This window comes from Streptomyces sp. DSM 116795 (genome assembly GCF_055792905.1).
In genome coordinates, this window is record NZ_CM147707.1 from 683,091 (window position 1) to 698,496 (window position 15,406).

12 protein-coding genes are annotated in these 15,406 nt (G+C 71.2%); 6 read left to right on the plus strand and 6 right to left on the minus strand.

The genetic code is table 11. The features are described 5' to 3' along the window. The first annotated feature begins 3 nt into the window (after positions 1–3). The gene (locus ACSMXX_RS02970; RefSeq protein WP_473182461.1) at positions 4–1,824 is read left to right on the plus strand and encodes an acyl-CoA dehydrogenase; all 1,821 of its coding nucleotides are present in this window, start codon (positions 4–6) and stop codon (positions 1,822–1,824) included. A gap of 436 nt (positions 1,825–2,260) precedes the next feature. On the opposite strand, the gene ACSMXX_RS02975 is transcribed toward ACSMXX_RS02970, so the two are convergent. Continuing rightward, complete coding sequence (locus ACSMXX_RS02975; protein ID WP_473182462.1) at positions 2,261–3,742, minus strand: LCP family protein; 1,482 nt, start codon at positions 3,740–3,742, stop codon at positions 2,261–2,263. Between the two features lie 213 nt (positions 3,743–3,955). Beyond that, positions 3,956–5,503 (minus strand): FAD-dependent oxidoreductase, encoded by a 1,548-nt coding sequence (locus ACSMXX_RS02980; RefSeq protein ID WP_473182463.1) that lies wholly within the window; start codon positions 5,501–5,503, stop codon positions 3,956–3,958. 316 nt (positions 5,504–5,819) lie between these two features. Between ACSMXX_RS02980 and ACSMXX_RS02985 the strand changes: the two genes are divergently transcribed. Beyond that, a complete protein-coding gene (locus ACSMXX_RS02985) occupies positions 5,820–7,001 on the plus strand; it encodes an alcohol dehydrogenase catalytic domain-containing protein (RefSeq protein WP_473182464.1) in 1,182 nt (393 codons plus the stop codon). Positions 7,002–7,050: 49 nt separating this feature from the next. Here ACSMXX_RS02985 and ACSMXX_RS02990 read toward each other — a convergent pair whose 3' ends face one another. Next, positions 7,051–7,695: a phosphoribosyltransferase gene (locus tag ACSMXX_RS02990; RefSeq protein ID WP_473182465.1), complete on the minus strand. Its 645-nt coding sequence runs from the start codon at positions 7,693–7,695 to the stop codon at positions 7,051–7,053. Between the two features lie 199 nt (positions 7,696–7,894). Between ACSMXX_RS02990 and ACSMXX_RS02995 the strand changes: the two genes are divergently transcribed. Then, complete coding sequence (locus ACSMXX_RS02995) at positions 7,895–8,686, plus strand: DUF6227 family protein (protein WP_473182466.1); 792 nt, start codon at positions 7,895–7,897, stop codon at positions 8,684–8,686. A gap of 171 nt (positions 8,687–8,857) precedes the next feature. Beyond that, complete coding sequence (locus ACSMXX_RS03000; protein WP_473182467.1) at positions 8,858–10,234, plus strand: transglycosylase family protein; 1,377 nt, start codon at positions 8,858–8,860, stop codon at positions 10,232–10,234. A gap of 134 nt (positions 10,235–10,368) precedes the next feature. On the opposite strand, the gene ACSMXX_RS03005 is transcribed toward ACSMXX_RS03000, so the two are convergent. The 3 genes from ACSMXX_RS03005 to ACSMXX_RS03015 all read right to left on the minus strand — a co-directional run bounded on the left by ACSMXX_RS03005 (position 10,369) and on the right by ACSMXX_RS03015 (position 11,663). Then, a complete protein-coding gene (locus ACSMXX_RS03005; protein WP_473182468.1) occupies positions 10,369–10,872 on the minus strand; it encodes a DUF5709 domain-containing protein in 504 nt (167 codons plus the stop codon). A 59-nt stretch (positions 10,873–10,931) separates the two neighbouring features. Further along, positions 10,932–11,345 (minus strand): DUF6343 family protein, encoded by a 414-nt coding sequence (locus ACSMXX_RS03010; RefSeq protein WP_473182469.1) that lies wholly within the window; start codon positions 11,343–11,345, stop codon positions 10,932–10,934. 117 nt (positions 11,346–11,462) lie between these two features. Continuing rightward, positions 11,463–11,663 (minus strand): DUF2180 family protein, encoded by a 201-nt coding sequence (locus ACSMXX_RS03015; RefSeq protein WP_473182470.1) that lies wholly within the window; start codon positions 11,661–11,663, stop codon positions 11,463–11,465. A 665-nt stretch (positions 11,664–12,328) separates the two neighbouring features. Between ACSMXX_RS03015 and ACSMXX_RS03020 the strand changes: the two genes are divergently transcribed. Both ACSMXX_RS03020 and ACSMXX_RS03025 read left to right on the plus strand, forming a co-directional pair. Beyond that, entirely contained in the window at positions 12,329–13,150 is an 822-nt protein-coding gene (locus ACSMXX_RS03020) for an SAM-dependent methyltransferase (protein WP_473184607.1), read from the plus strand. Next, positions 13,147–15,381: a putative bifunctional diguanylate cyclase/phosphodiesterase gene (locus ACSMXX_RS03025; RefSeq protein ID WP_473182471.1), complete on the plus strand. Its 2,235-nt coding sequence runs from the start codon at positions 13,147–13,149 to the stop codon at positions 15,379–15,381. The genes ACSMXX_RS03020 and ACSMXX_RS03025 overlap by 4 nt, the downstream gene beginning before the upstream one ends. Positions 15,382–15,406: the final 25 nt, after the last annotated feature.

Sequence of the window (15,406 nt, forward strand, 5' to 3'; positions counted from 1 at the left end):
ACCGTGATCGGATCACGCCACATGGCCACATCGTCGCTCCTGCTCTCCCGCCGGGATCTCGACTTCCTGCTCCACGAGTGGCTCGACGCGGAGGAGCTGACCCGGCGCCCGCGCTTCGCGGAGCACTCCCGCGAGACCTTCGACGCCGTGCTCGACCTCAGCGAGCAGATCGCCACGCGGCACTTCGCACCGCACAACAAGAAGAACGACCAGCAGGAGCCGCACTTCGACGGGGAGCGCGTGCACACCGTGCCCGAGGCGAAGCAGGCGCTGGACGCCTTCACCGGTGCCGACCTGCTCGCCGCCCCCATGGACGAGGAGCTGGGCGGCATGCAGCTGCCCCAGCTGCTGACGACCGCGTGCTTCAGCTGGTTCCAGGCCGCCAACGTCGGCACCTCCGCGTACGTCTTCCTCACCCTCGGCAACGCCAGGCTCCTGTGCGAGCACGGCTCGCAGCAGCAGATCGACACGTACGTACGGCCCATGCTCGCGGGCCGGTTCTTCGGCACCATGTGCCTGTCGGAGCCGCACGCCGGGTCCTCGCTGGCGGATGTGACCACCCGCGCCGAACCCCAGCCGGACGGCACCTACCGGCTCTTCGGCAGCAAGATGTGGATCTCTGCGGGCGACCACGAGCTTGCGGAGAACATCGTCCACCTCGTCCTGGCCCGCATCCCCGGAGCGCCTCCCGGCGTCAAGGGGCTCTCCCTGTTCGTCGTGCCCAAGTACCTGGTCGGGGACGACGGGAGCGTCGGCGAGCGCAACGACGTCGTGACGGCCGGGCTCAACCACAAGATGGGCTACCGCGGTACGACCAACACGCTGCTCAACTTCGGTGAGGGCGCACACACTCCGGACGGGAAGCCGGGCGCGGCCGCGCAGATCGTGGGCATACCTCACTGCGGCCTCTCGTACATGTTCCACATGATGAACGGCGCGCGCATCGGCGTCGGCGCGGGAGCGATGGCGCTTGGCTACACCGGCTATCTGAAGTCCCTCGCCTACGCGCGCGAACGCCCGCAGGGCCGGCCCGTCGCGGCCAAGGACGCGACCGCACCGCAGGTCCCGATCATCGAACACGCCGACGTGCGGCGGATGTTGCTGGCGCAGAAGTCGTACGTCGAGGGCGCACTGGCCCTGCTGCTGTACTGCTCGCGGCTCGTCGACGAACAGCAGACCGCCGAGCGCGAGGAGGAGCGGTCACACGCCCGCATGCTGCTGGACGTGCTCACCCCGATCGCGAAGAGCTGGCCCTCGCAGTGGTGTCTGGAGGCCAACAGCCTGGCCATCCAGGTGCACGGCGGCTACGGCTACACCCGTGAGTACGACGTCGAGCAGCACTACCGCGACAACCGGCTCAACCCCATCCACGAGGGCACGCACGGCATCCAGGCGCTCGACCTGCTCGGCCGCAAGGCCGTCATGGACGGAGGAGCCGGTCTCGTGGCGCTGGGCGAGACCATCGGCAAGACGGCCGAGCGCGCGCTCGCGACAGGTGGCGAGTCCGCCGAACTCGGCGCCGCCCTGCAGGAGTCGTGGGAACGCGTCGCGAAGGTCACCTCGCGGTTGTGGGGCACGGGCGATCCTTCGGTGGCGCTGGCGAACGCGTCGGTGTATCTGGAGGCCGTCGGGCACACGGTCGTCGCGTGGATATGGCTCGGCCAGTTCCTGGCCACGGCCGGGCACGACGACAGCTTCCACCAGGGCAAACGGCAGGCGGCCCGCTACTTCTTCCGTCACGAACTGCCCCGTACGGGGCCCCAGTTCGACCTGCTGGACTCGCTCGACACGACGACCCTCGACGCGGACCCCGACTGCTTCTAGGGCGTGTCGGCAAAGTAGCGTCGTCCTCCCCCTGGGCCTTCGGCCCGGGAGGTGCCCCCAGTAGGGCGGGGGTCGCGGGGTCTGGTGCGTGCGATGGCAAGGCGGAGGGTGGGGGTACCACCCGGGCCGGCAGGCCCAGGGGGCGAGAGCGCTGGGGGTACCACCCGGGCCGCCCAGGCCCAGGGGGAGGGCTGCGCCGACGACCGACAACGCTGGGGGCACCTCCCACGAAGTGGGGGAGAGGGCGCGTGCCAGGCCCCGCGGTCCTGGGGGCACTCCCCCACGCTGCGCTGGGGGGACCCCCACCCAGACGGAGTCTGGGGGAGGGACTTTGCGGACACGCCCTAGGACTCCGGCGCCCCGGCTCCCGTACCACGGCGCGGGCCCGGACTCGCCGGGCCCGCGCCGCCGGCAGGAGAGCGCAACTGCCTTCGGTTCAGCTCCTGTTGTGCGGAGTCCGGCCGTCGCAGTCGAGGTCGTCACCCCGTACCGGGGCGCCCTCCACGCTGCTGCGGTCGTAGACGACGTCCGCCACGTCGGTGCCCTCCGTGCCGGGCCGCACGGTGAAGACCTGCGAATGCTTGCTGCCCGCCACCTTCTTGGGGCGCAGCACGGCGCCGGGCATCGCCGCCGAGACGGTGCTCGCCTTGCGCTGCCAGTGCTCGTCGTAGGTGATCTCCGTACGTCCGCCCCGCGGCCCGGCGGCGGCGCCGCGCTGTGCGTCCAGGACCTTGAAGCCGTCGTCCCGCAGGTCCTGCGCGATGCGCGCGGCGGTCTCGCCGCTCCCCTGCACCCGGACGCTGACGTCCTCGGGCCGGTACGGGACGGGAGTGGCGCCCGGCGCGGGTCCCGTCGCCGGGTTGCCGGTGACGGGCCGGTCGGCGCGCAGATCGGCGAAGAGCGCGCGTGCGCGCGGGCCGTCCCATCTGAGGGTCGAGCCCCACACGGGCGCGCGGTGGTCGAACTCGAGGATCGGCACGGTCGCGAACTCGGTCTGCTCCGGCGTCAGTCCACGCAGATCACGGACCAGCCGTGCCAGCCGTGCCGTCGTGAAGCCCTTGTCCCGGCGGACCGAATCGCTCAACGCGGCGGCGGCGCGCACCACTTCGAGCGGGTTCCCCGACATGCGCTCGCCGGTCAGCGTCCGCAGCAGCTCGCCGAGCACATGCTGCTGCCGGCGCATCCGGCCGAGGTCGCCGGGCGGGTCGACGTGCCGGGCACGTACGAACCGCAGCGTGTCGTTCCCGTTCAGGACGTGCGTGCCCTTGTCCAGCTTCAGGCCGCTGTTCTTGTCCTGGAGCGGCTTGCGGGTGCACACCTCCGCACCCTTGAGCCGGTTCACGGTCTTCTCGAAGCCGGGGAAGTCGGTCTCGGCGTAGTGGTCGACGCGCACCCCTGTGGCCTGCTCGACGGTGCGGACAGTGAGGGCGGGGCCGCCGTGTGCGTACGTACTGTTGATCTTGCCGAGATGGCGGGTGGAGCGCTTTGTGATCTTGCCGAATCCCTTGCCGTGGTCACGGTGTTCGGCGAAGCGCACGTAGGAGTCGCGGGGGATGCCCACCACGCTCACGCGGTCCCGGTCGGCGGAGATGTGGAGCAGCATCAGCACGTCGGTGCAGTCGCACTGCTCGCCGTTCACGTGCAGCCTGTTCTTCGTCTTCTGGGAGAGGCCCTCCCGCCGGTCGAGGCCGGCGATGAGGATGTTGGTGCCGGGGCCGCGTGCGGGACGGCCGGCTGCGGGGACCTTGTCGAAGGCGTCGCGTACGCGGTCGAAGCCGCCGGGCGGCGCGGGCGCGTTCGTGGCGGCGGACCCTGGCTCAGGTCCGGCGCCGCAGGTGAGGGCTGCGCAGACGGCGCAGGAGAGGGCGAGCGTGCGGCGCGAGCGCGGGGACCGGGCGAGGCGGGAGAGGGGGGACATGAGCCTGTGCACCTCCGCGGAATATGGGATTCCGCATGCTAGGCACGGCCCGTATCCAGACCCCGGCGATACGTCGGGCCACCCGTCCGGGTCACCCGGTCAGATGAACGCCAGTCTGCCCCTCCCCAGTCGGCACCAGGCAGCACCCGCCAGCGCCCGTCCGTCCCCGTCCGACCGCATACGTCCCGGCGCGGGTCCGCCGCTCCCCTCGGCTCATGTCACGTCGTCGCGCCGCTCCAGCGGTCTCGTCGCCGGTCCCTGGATGACACGTCCCTCGGTGTCGAAGCGCGAGCCGTGGCAGGGACACTCCCAGGCACCCTCGGCGTCGTTGAACCGTACGAGGCATCCGAGGTGTGTGCAGCGCGGTGAGAGCGCGCGCACCTCGCCCTCCGGCGTGCGGTGCACGGCACAGCGCCGCCCCCGCACGCGCACGATCGCGCCCATACCCGGGGCGATCTCGTCCACGGAGTCGGCGTACGACGACCGCAGCCGGTCGCCGACGAACCTGCCCGCGACCGTCGACTGGAAGCGCAGCATCGCGGGCGCCTCACGGGGGCTCAGCCGGCGCGGCTCGTACAACTCCGCCCAGGGGGGCAGCTGTTCACCGGTGATGTACGCCGTCAGCAGTTGCCCGGAGAGCACACCGCCGGACATGCCCCAGCCGCCGAACCCCGTGGCCACCCAGGTGTGCTGCGAGGCGGGGTGGAAGGCACCGATGTAGGGCACGCGGTCGGTGGTGTCGTTGTCCTGCGTCGCCCAGCGGTGCACGAGCCGCGCGTCCGGGAAGCGTTCGTACGTCCAGGCCGCCAGCCGCTCGTAGCCCGCGCTCACCGAGCCCTGACCGGCGGTCCCGGGCGTGAACTTCTCCCCGGTGACGATCAGCAGCCGCTTCCCTGTTCCGAACGGGTAGGGGGCGGTGCGTACCGAGCGGGTCCCCCGCTCCGGGGTGAGGTAGGCGCCCTGCGGGTCCTGTCCGCCTGGCAGCAGCGCCGAGACGACGAGTTCACGGCGGGGCTCGAGCCGGGAGAACATCAACGCCCGGTCGAAGACGGGGTAATGGGTGGCCACCACGACATCCCGCGCGACGACCTCGGAGCCGTTCTCGGTGACGACGCGGCACGGCTCGCCCTCGTCCAGACCGGTGACGCGGGTGCGTTCGTGGATGCGGCCGCCGAGGCGCAGCAGGTCCTCGGCGAGGGCGAGGAGGTACTTGCGCGGATGGAACTGGGCCTGGTCCTCGACCCGTACGGCCGCGGACACCGGGAAGGGCAGCCCGGTCTCCGTGACGAGGGAGGCGGAGAGGCCCGCCTCGCGTGCGGCCTCGGCCTCCGCACGTATCTCGTCGGCATGGTGCCCGGACTCGACGAAGGTGTGGGCGGGAACCCGCTCCAGCTCGCAGTCGATCTCCAACTCCCCTGCCACAGCGGCGAGATGCTCGATCGCCTGCTGCTGCGACGAGGCGTAGAGGCGTGCGTCCGCGGCACCACGCTTCTCACGCAGGTACGAATAGACCAGACCGTGCAGTGCGGAGACCTTTCCGGTGGTGTGTCCGGTGACGCCCGCGGCGATGCGGTCCGATTCGAGTACGGCGACGCTCCGGCCGGTCCGCGCCAGTTCCCAGGCGACGGACAGGCCCGCGACCCCGCCCCCGACGACCGCCGCGTCCACTTCCGTCACGCTCCCCGGCGGAAGGGGCGGATGGGGGGCGGCCGCTGCGGACAGCATCCAGTAGGACTCGTAACCGACGGGCAGTGTGGTCACCGCTGCTCCTCATTGGTCGTCCGCGGCTCGCCGGCTCATCCGGCTCGTCCGGGTCGTGCTGCTCGCTCGCCCCCCGGTCCTGCTCCCCCGGTTCCTGCTCTCCCCCGGCTGCTGTCATCGCAGGCGTCGCCGTCGTCGCCGTCGTCGCCGTCGGGCAGTCCTCCCCGTCGCGCAGTCGTCGCCGTCGGGCCGTTCGACCCTGCTGTGATTCCCGGCGCCGCGCGGGTCACGCGTGACGGCGCGATTCCCCGCCCGCGTACGTGTCCGGCGGCGGCGCCACGGGCACCCGGGCGGCCTCCCATGGAGGTGATGACGAATGAAGGCAGCCGTCTGGCAGGGCAAGCGGGACGTACAGGTCATCGATGTGGCCGACCCCGCCGTACGGGAGCCGACCGATGCGGTCATCCGGGTCACGTCGAGCGGACTCTGCGGCTCCGACCTGCATCTCTACGAAGTCCTGACACCGCTGATGACACCCGGGGACATCCTCGGGCACGAGCCGATCGGCGTCATCGAAGAGGTCGGCACCAAGGTGCAGGGCCTGAAGCCCGGCGACCGCGTTGTGGTTCCCTTCCAGATCTCCTGCGGGAACTGCTTCATGTGCGATCAGGGCCTGCAGACGCAGTGCGAGACGACGCAGGTGCGTGAGCACGGCATGGGCGCGGCGCTCTTCGGCTACACCAAGCTCTACGGCGCGGTCCCCGGCGCGCAGGCCGAGTATCTGCGCGTTCCGCAGGCCCAGTACGGGCCCGTCAAGGTCCCCGAGGGACCGCAGGACGACCGCTTCCTCTTCCTCTCCGACGTACTGCCCACCGCCTGGCAGGCCGTGGAGTACGCGGACGTGCCCAAGGACGGCACCCTCGCCGTCATCGGGCTCGGCCCGATCGGCGACATGGCGTGCCGCATCGCGCTGCACCGCGGCGCCCGTCAGGTCATCGGCATCGACCTGGTGCCCGAGCGGCTCGCGCGGGCGCGTGCCCGCGGAGCGGAGGTGCTGGACGTCACCGAGCACGACGACATCGGCGAGGCGGTACGGGAGATGACGTACGGCCGCGGCACGGACGCCGTCATCGACGCCGTCGGCATGGAGGCGCACGGCAACGTCGCGGGCAAGCTCGTCCAGACAGTGGGCGGCATGCTGCCGGGGAAGCTGGCGGAGAAGGCCGTCGCCAAGGCCGGGGTGGACCGGCTCTCGGCCTTCCAGCAGGCGATCGACATCGTGCGCCGGGGCGGGACGATCTCGCTCTCCGGTGTGTACGGAGGCGCCGCCGACCCGCTCCCGATGCTGACGCTCTTCGACAAGCAGATCCAGCTGCGCATGGGGCAGGCCAACGTCAAGCGCTGGGTGCCGGACATCCTGCCGCTGCTCTCGGACGAGGACGTGCTGGGCGTGGACGACTTCGCCACCCACCACCTGCCGCTCGCGCAGGCGCCCGAGGCGTACGAGATGTTCCAGAAGAAGGCGGACGGCGCGGTGAAGGTGGTCCTGCGGCCGTAACCGGCGGCGGGCGGCCCGAGCGTTCCGGGGGTGCCGGGATTCTGCTTCGTCACTTCGTGACGTGCAGGATGCCCAGCACCTCCTCGTCGCTCAGCTGCGGGAAGTCCTCGTACCAGAAGCCGACCGCGCCGAAGGCGGGCGGCACGTACGCGCAGACGATCTCGTCGGCGTCCCCGGACAGCTGCTCCAGCGCCTCCCGTGAGCACACGGGAGCGGCCAGAACGGTGCGCAGCGGCCCGGCCTCCCGTACGGCGCGCAGCGCGGCACGCGCGGTCGAGCCGGTGGCGACGCCGTCGTCGACCACGACGGCGGACCGGCCCGAGAGGTCGAGCCGGCCGCGGCCGCGCCTGTATGCCTCTTCACGCCGCTTCAACTCGGCGTGCTCGCGCTCGGCCGTCGGTGCGAGATCACGCTCGCTCAGGCCCAACTGCCGCAGCAGCCCGGGGTCGTAGACGGGCGGAGCGTCGCCCGCGACCGCGCCCACCCCCAGCTCCGGCTGGAAGGGAGCGCCGATCTTGCGGGCGACGACGACGTCCAGCGGGGCGCCCAGCACGCGGGCGATCTCGTCGGCGACGGGCACACCGCCGCGCGGCAGAGCGAGGACTACGGGATCGGGCAGTCGTCCGTCGCGCTGCTGCCCGGTCAGCTTCTCGGCGAGGGCCTTGCCGGCCTCCCGGCGGTCGCGGAACTGCATGGTGGCGGCCTCCCTCCACCCCGAGGAGCTCTCAGGCCCGCGGTACCCGCCTTCAAACGAATCACACAGGACCGAACCGCAGAAGTTCCGCTTCCGGCACCGGAATTCCATCGAATCCGCTCCCGCGAGCGTGCCCTCAGGACTACGGTGTGTGCCTGCGGGGGTCGCCATTTGGTATAGGCCGGGGAGGGGCTCCGTCATGGGCATGGAAGCAGTGCCGACGCCTGCTGTGCATGTGCGTGAACTGCTGGCGCGGGCCCGGAATCCGTTCGACGTCTCCGACGCCGTACTCGCCCGGGTCGCGGACGCCGTGGTGTGCCACGTCGAGCTGCACGGCTGGCGGCAGCGCAAGGCACCGGCTCCGAGTCTGCGGTGCAGCAGCCACCGTCACGTCTTCCTGCTGCCGGACGGCGAGCTGCTGTCGCTGTGGGAGCTGAGCTACGACAGCGGCACCGGCACCGCCGACGGCGCTGCCGGCGGCGACGTGCTGCATGAGGTGTACGAGAGCGAAGAGGCCCTCGTACGCTCCGAGCACCGTGTGCAGCAGGCGCACCGGGCCGCGGCGCGCGGCCCGCGGGGCAGGCGGCGGGGCGGGCGCGAGGTCCCCTTCGAGCTTCTGCTGACGGCGGACCATCCCTTCGGCCGCCGCACCTACAGCGAGGCCGACTCCCCCGATCACGCGCGCCGGCTGCTGCGGCGGGCCGAGAACGCCGACCGCCCGGGCGAGCACGTCGCACGCCTGCTGGAGACGGCGCAGGGCCACGAGATCCTGCCCGTACCGAGGCCGCAGGTGGTGGCGCACGAGTGGCAGGTGTGGTGCACCGTCTACGAGCACGCGTTCCTGCTGGCCGACGGAGCCGAGATCAGTCTGTACGAGGTGGAGCACGACCTGTCCGGCACAGGCGCCCTGGTCTGCGAGGTCTACCTGGAAGAGGGCTTCGCCGACCGCGCCGTGAACCGCCTGGTGCGTGACCGCGGCTTCGGTTCCTGACCGCTCGTGCGCCGGGCATGTCCGGCTCGGTACGGACGAAGTGCCTCTGTGCGACTTGTCGTGACCCCTTGTGACCTTCTGGGCGCCGAACGTATCGTGGGCGCGCTCCGTAACTTCACTGACGCTCCGTAACTCCCTTGACGGGGTGCCCACTTGACCGGAGGTCCCGCCATGGCTCGCGGACGTCACCGCCGCAACCGCACCGGCACGCTCTCCCGTACGTCGCTCAAGGTCACCGCGGGCGGTGCGGGCGTCGCGTTACCCCTGGTCGGGGCGCAGTTCGTACACGCCGCCCCGGCGGACACCTGGCAGAAGGTCGCCGCGTGCGAGAGCAGCGGCAACTGGGAAATCAACACGGGCAACGGCTACTTCGGCGGCCTGCAGTTCTCACAGAGCACCTGGGAGGCGTACGGCGGGACCGCCTACGCCGCCCGCGCCGACCTGGCCACGAAGGGCCAGCAGATAGCCGTGGCGGAGAAGGTGCTGGCGGGTCAGGGCCCCAAGGCGTGGCCGAACTGCGGCCCGCGGAGCGGCCTTTCACGCGAAGAAGCGCAGTCACGCGAAGGAGCACAGCCACGCGGAGGGGCACAGCCGAAGGCGGCGCGGGCGGCGGCTGACACGGAGCGGCGCGCGGAGAACCAGAACGCGGAGAACGAGACCGCGGAGCGCGAGCGGCGCGCGGCGCAGGCGGAGCGGGCCGAGAGAGCGGAGAGAGCCGAAAGGGCAAGAGCGGACCGTTCGAAGAAGGCGACGACCTATGAGGTCGTGAGCGGTGACAGCCTCTCCTCCATCGCCGGCGAACACGGCGTGAAGGGCGGCTGGCCGGGCCTGTACGAGCGCAACCGTAAGACCGTCGGCGGCGACCCGGATCTCATCCTTCCCGGGCAGCGGCTGGAGCTGGAGGGCGAGCAGCGTACGGGCAAGCCGGGGAACGGAGCCGGGGCCGGGGCAAAGTCCGGAGCGAAGCCCGGAGCGAAGTCCGGGCCCAAGTCCGGTGCGGAGTCCGGCGACAAGGCGGAGGAACGGAAGAAGGCGGGAGCCGAACACCACGCGGACCGCAGGACGGAACGCAAGCCGGACGCCAAGACCGGACATAAGAAGGAGCAGAAGGCCGCGGCGCCGGCCCGCAAGCCCGCCTCCACCGCGGCGTCGGCCCCGGTCAGCGGCGTCGGTCCCGGCACCGCGTACCGCGCCGCCGGGAGCAGTTGGTCGTCCGGGCACCACACCGGCGTGGACTTCCCCGTCCCCACGGGCACCACCGTGAAAGCCGTGTCAGCCGCTAAGGTCGTCTCCGCGGGCTGGGCCGACGCGTACGGCTACGAGGTCGTACTGCGGCACCGTGACGGCCGGTACAGCCAGTACGGGCACCTGTCGGCGATCTCCGTACGCGCGGGCCAGAACGTCACGCCCGGCCAGCGCCTGGGCCGCTCCGGCTCGACGGGCAACGCCACGGGCCCGCATCTGCACTTCGAGATCCGTACGGGCCCCGGGTACGGCACCGACATCGACCCGCTCGGCTATCTCCGGGGGCGCGGCGTGCGCCTGTGACGGAGACCGGGCACCGCTGCCGCCGCCGGAGTCACCGCTCCTCATCGCGTCACAGACCCCGTCGCGTCACAGACCCCGTCACGTCACTGAACCCGTCACGTCACTGAACCCGTCACGTCACTGAACCCGTCACGTCACTGGTCCTCGTCGGTGTCCAGGTCGACCTGCTGCGGTCCGGCCGGACGGGCGGCACGCCGGTCGGTGCCCTCCGCGGCCTCCTCGATGTTCTCCAGTTCCAGGCCGAGTTCGAGCTCGTCGTCCTCCGCGACGTGCATGGCCGCCTCCTCCCCCGACAGCCCCTGCGCCGGTGAGGCCGTGGAGAAGGTGTCCTGGTTGGCGGCCCGCCACGACAGCGGATCGTCGCTCAACTGCCCGGCCGGCTCATCGGCGGGCTCCTCCGCGGCCTCGTCACCGACGTCGGGTTCCTCCTCGGCGAGGTGATCGTCCAGGGACTCGCCTGCGACCTGTTCGGAGAAGGTCGTGCCGTAGCTCTCGACGGCCACGGGCTCGTCCCCCGGCACGGACGCCCGCTGGGGGTCGCTGGCAAGCTCCGACTCCGGCAGACCGTCGTCCTGGAGGTCGGGGATCCCCTCGTCCTCCGGCTCCGCCCCCGGGTCGTGGCCTTCGTCCTCAGTCATGCCACCCGGCGGTACCCGTGTGGGCCTGCGGAAAACGTCGGTGCGCAGCATGCGGTGCCTCATCGGGAGGGCGTCGGCCGCCGCTTGCGCCTGCGGCGCAGCACGACGATCAGGTCGGTCAGAGCGAACAGCGACAGGCCCGCACAGATCGCGGTGAGGCTGCGCAGGGAGTCCACACCCGGCACATCACCAGGGCCCGTCTGAGTCATCCAGAACCAGAACAGCGCGGTTCCGGCCAGGAAGACGGGCGTGAAGAGCACCGCGAGTATCAGGCGCACGCCCATCGCGCTACGGGCGGTGACGGGTTCGGTGCCCGTACGTGACCAGTAGCGCTCGAAGGGCTGCGGCGGCTCCGGGCGCGGCGGTTCAGGGCGCGGCGACTCCTGGCCCTGAGACTCGTGGCCCTGAGACTCGTCGCCCTGCGGCTCGTGACGCCGTGCGTCGGCCCGCCGTCCGGGACGGCGAAGCGTCATCTCTCTCGCCTCTTCCCGCTGTCGGGTTTGCCACTTCCAGTGTGCGCCTGTGCGCCGGTCCGGGACCGCGGACGAGGGCTCCCGGGTGCGCGGGTGCCCTGGTCCGGGCAGCTCCGCTCAGATCTCGGCCTCGTGGCACACGCCGCAGGTGAGCCGCCGTGCGTCGGGTGTGTGCGTGGACCTGCCCGTACCTGCGGCCTCGTGGACGGTCTGCGGCGCCACATGCGCATGGTCCAGGCACAGACCCGCTCCGCACCGGCTGCAGACCGCCACCGCGACGCTGGTCTCCTGCCGCGTCAGACAGTCGTAGCAGTTCATGATCGGCCTCCCTCTCGCCGCCCGTGGCGGCCCCCGGCGGGATCGCCGCCACGGCTTCCGGGTGCCACCGCCGGGGCCGCGGAAACGGCGCCACCCGGGGCGGCACCCGGTGAACCGCCGGCCACCGCGCGTCCGGGTGTTCACCGGATGCCGCCTGCACGACTCCGGACAGGGGGCTCCAGGCAGGCGCTTCCGGACAGGCGACCCCGAACTGGCCCCGGAGCACGCCCGGTTGGCGCCGCCCCCGGCCGGTCTGTGCACCCCTGCGCACCCTGTGCGTCCCTGTGCACCCCTCGCGCGGGATTACACGGAACACACGGATCACGCCGCACCTGCCGACTCGTACGGAATTCGCACCGAAGGTCTCCCGTTCCCCAGCGCTCACCCGCCGAAGAGGGTTACGGTGCCATGCATCCGCGCGTCGCATCCCGCGCCGCCGGACGATCGGTGGCCAACGCCGGGGCAGGGGCGTCCAGTTCGTCCTGTTCTCGGGGTCCTCATCCGGCCGGGGGTGACTTGCCAGGGTGCTATGCCCCGGAAACTCCCGCACCAGCGGACAAGATCCAGCCGTAGAGTTACCGATTCCTTCCAACTGCCCCGCACCTGTCAGTAGCCTCATGACCCAACGGCAAGCCGCCGTGGAGCTGAACGAGCTGGAGACCCAGATGGAGCGTCCTGCCTGGGCCCCGCAGGGCATAGACCTGACGGTGCCGAGCGTGTCCCGGATGTACGACTACTATCTGGGCGGCTCGCACAACTTCGAGGTGGACCGCGAGGCCGGAAAGCGCGCCATCGAAGCCTGGCCGGGGTTGCCGAAAATCATCCAGGCGAATCGTGCCTTCATGCGCCGCGCAATCCGCTATGCGACGGGCGAAGGCGTCACCCAGTTCCTCGACATCGGCTCGGGCATCCCCACCTTCGGCAACGTCCACGAAGTCGCCCAATCCGCCGACGCCTCGGCCCGCGTGATCTACGTCGACAACGACCCCGTGGCCGTCGCCCACAGCCGCGCCGTACTCGAGGGCAACGTCGGCGCGGACGTCGTCTCGGCGGACTTCCGCTCCCCGCAGGACATCCTCTACAGCGCCGAAGTCGAACGGCTCCTCGACTTCGAGCGGCCCGTCGCCCTGCTGCTCGTGGCGCTGCTGCACTTCGTCGAGGACAAGGACGATCCCTGGAAGACCGTCAGAGAGATCAGTGACGAGCTCGCACCGGGCAGTCTCCTTGTGGTGTCGCACAGTTCGGCCGACGAGGGCCCCATGCGCAGCGTCGGCTCCGGCGTCCGCGACGTCTACAGACAGACGAGTTCACCGTTGATCACGCGCAGCCGCTCGGAGATCAAGCAGTTCTTCGACGGCTTCGACATCGTCGAACCTGGAGTGGTTCCGCTGCCCCGCTGGCGCCCCGAGGACATGCCCGAGACAGAAGACCCCCTCCTCCTGAGCGGCTACGCGGGAGTGGGCCGCAAGGCGGGAAGCGTCGGGTGAGTTCCGGGCCGCACGAGCCCGAAGGGCTCGAGAAGGACGGACTACGGCGCTTCGCGACCATCTGGAGCCGCGCCGTCTACCCGGCGACGCAGACCTCGATGACGCGGGCCGAACTGGAGGACTACCTCTACCCGTTGGCCGTGCGGCTCTGCGACGCGCTCCACGCCCACCCCTTCTCGCCCGCGGTGGGCCGTGAGGTCGGTTCGGCTCTCGTGGACGCCCACTGCACCAGCCCGGACGCGCTGCCGCATCTGCTCGGCGTCATCGACTCCTATCTGGTGCTCTACGGACGCGACCCGGAGAGCACCACACTCGACGTCGACGAGGCCCGCGCCCGCTGCTCCCGCCTCCAGCACTCCATCGCCGCGGGCTTCACGCAGGCGCTGCGCGACCGCACCCTCAGCGAGCAGGAATCCCTCTCCCGGGCGGCTCTCGCCGCGCAGACGGCCGTGGAGGAGGCCCTGCACGCCAGCGAGACCCGCTTCCGAGCCGTCTTCAACAGCGCCACCATCGGTATCTCCATCGCCGACATGGACGGCCGCATCCGGGACGCCAACGAGGCGCTCGCCCGGATGTTCGGCCGCTCCGAGGAGGAGATGCGCCGGCGGAACGTAAACGAGTGGGTGCACCCGGACGACGCTCCTCAAGTGTGGCGCATGCACCGCCAGTTGGTGCGCGGCGAGCGCGACCACTTCCGCGTGGAGAAGCCGTACCAGCGCCCCGACGGCACGGTGCTGTGGACCAACCTGACCGTCTCGCTCCTTCGCGACGCCGACGGCGAACCGCGCTACCAGCTCGCGCTGCTCGAGGACATCACCGAGCGCCGTTTGCTGCATCTGCGCCTGCGCTACGAGGCGACGCACGACGAGCTGACGGGGCTGCCCAACCGCACCCTGTTCGCGGAGCGGCTCGACCGGCTGCTGTCGGCCAGCGGCGACGTGAAGCGGTTCGGGCTGTGCTATCTAGACATCGACGGCTTCAAGGCGGTCAACGACAGCCTGGGGCACGCCGTCGGCGACCAGTTGCTGATCTCCGTCGCCGAACGCCTCCAGTCCTGCACCGCCGGCTCCGGTCACCTCGTGGCCCGTATCGGCGGCGACGAGTTCGCGGCCCTGGTCACCGACCCGTCCGGCCCGGAGGACGTCACCGAACTCGCCCGCCAGGTGCTGGCGGCCCTGGCGACGCCCATCGGCATCGACGGGCGTGAGCTGTCCGTACGGGCGAGCATCGGCATCGTCGAGGGCCCGAGCGGCGAGTTGCGCCCCGAAGAGGTCATGCGCAGCGCCGACATCACCATGTACCGGGCCAAGGACGCCGGCGGCAACCGGTACGAGCTGGCCGACCCGGACTCGGACGCGCGTGCCATAGACCGGCACAGCCTGACCAACCGGCTGCCGGCGGCGCTGGAGCGGGACGAGTTCTTCCTGGAGTACCAGCCCCTGATCCGCATGAGCGACGGTCACGTGGACGGCGCCGAGGCCCTGGTGCGCTGGAAGCACCCCGTGCACGGCCTGCTCGGCCCGGACCGCTTCATCCCGCTGGCCGAACACACCGGTCTCATCGTCCCGTTGGGACGCTGGGTGATGGAGCAGGCGGTACGGCAGGCGTGCGCCTGGCACGAGGAGCGCAGCGCCACCTCGAAGAACGGCGGAGGCAAAGGGAAGGGCAAGGGCAAGAGCAAGAGCGCGGGCAACGGCACAGCGGACGACGGCTGCAGGCCGCTGCGGGTGAATGTGAACCTGTCCCCGCGCCAGCTCCACCACCCCGATCTGGTGCCGGACACGGTGGCCGTTCTGGAGGCGGCCGGCATGGCGCCCTCCTCGCTCTGCCTGGAGGTGACGGAGAGCGCGCTGATCGGCGCCGACGAGGACGAGCTGAAGCCGCTGCGCCAACTCGCGGAGCTGGGCGTCGAGATCGCGCTGGACGACTTCGGCACCGGCTACTCCAACCTCGCCAATCTCCGCCGGCTGCCGGCCACCACACTGAAACTGGACCGCTCCTTCACCCAGGGGCTTCAGCAGCACCCGGCGGACCCGGCCGACGTCACCTTCGTCGAGGGCATCGTGACGCTCGCTCACGCGCTCGGGCTCGCCGTGACCGTGGAGGGCGTGGAGACTGAGCACCAGGCGTCGAAGCTGCGGGACCTCGGCTGCGACACCGCGCAGGGCTGGTACTACGCACGTCCCGGTCCGGCGTCCAGCTTCCAGCAGGGCTTCGCCGTCATTCCCTGACCTGGCCCAACCCGACTTGGCCCAA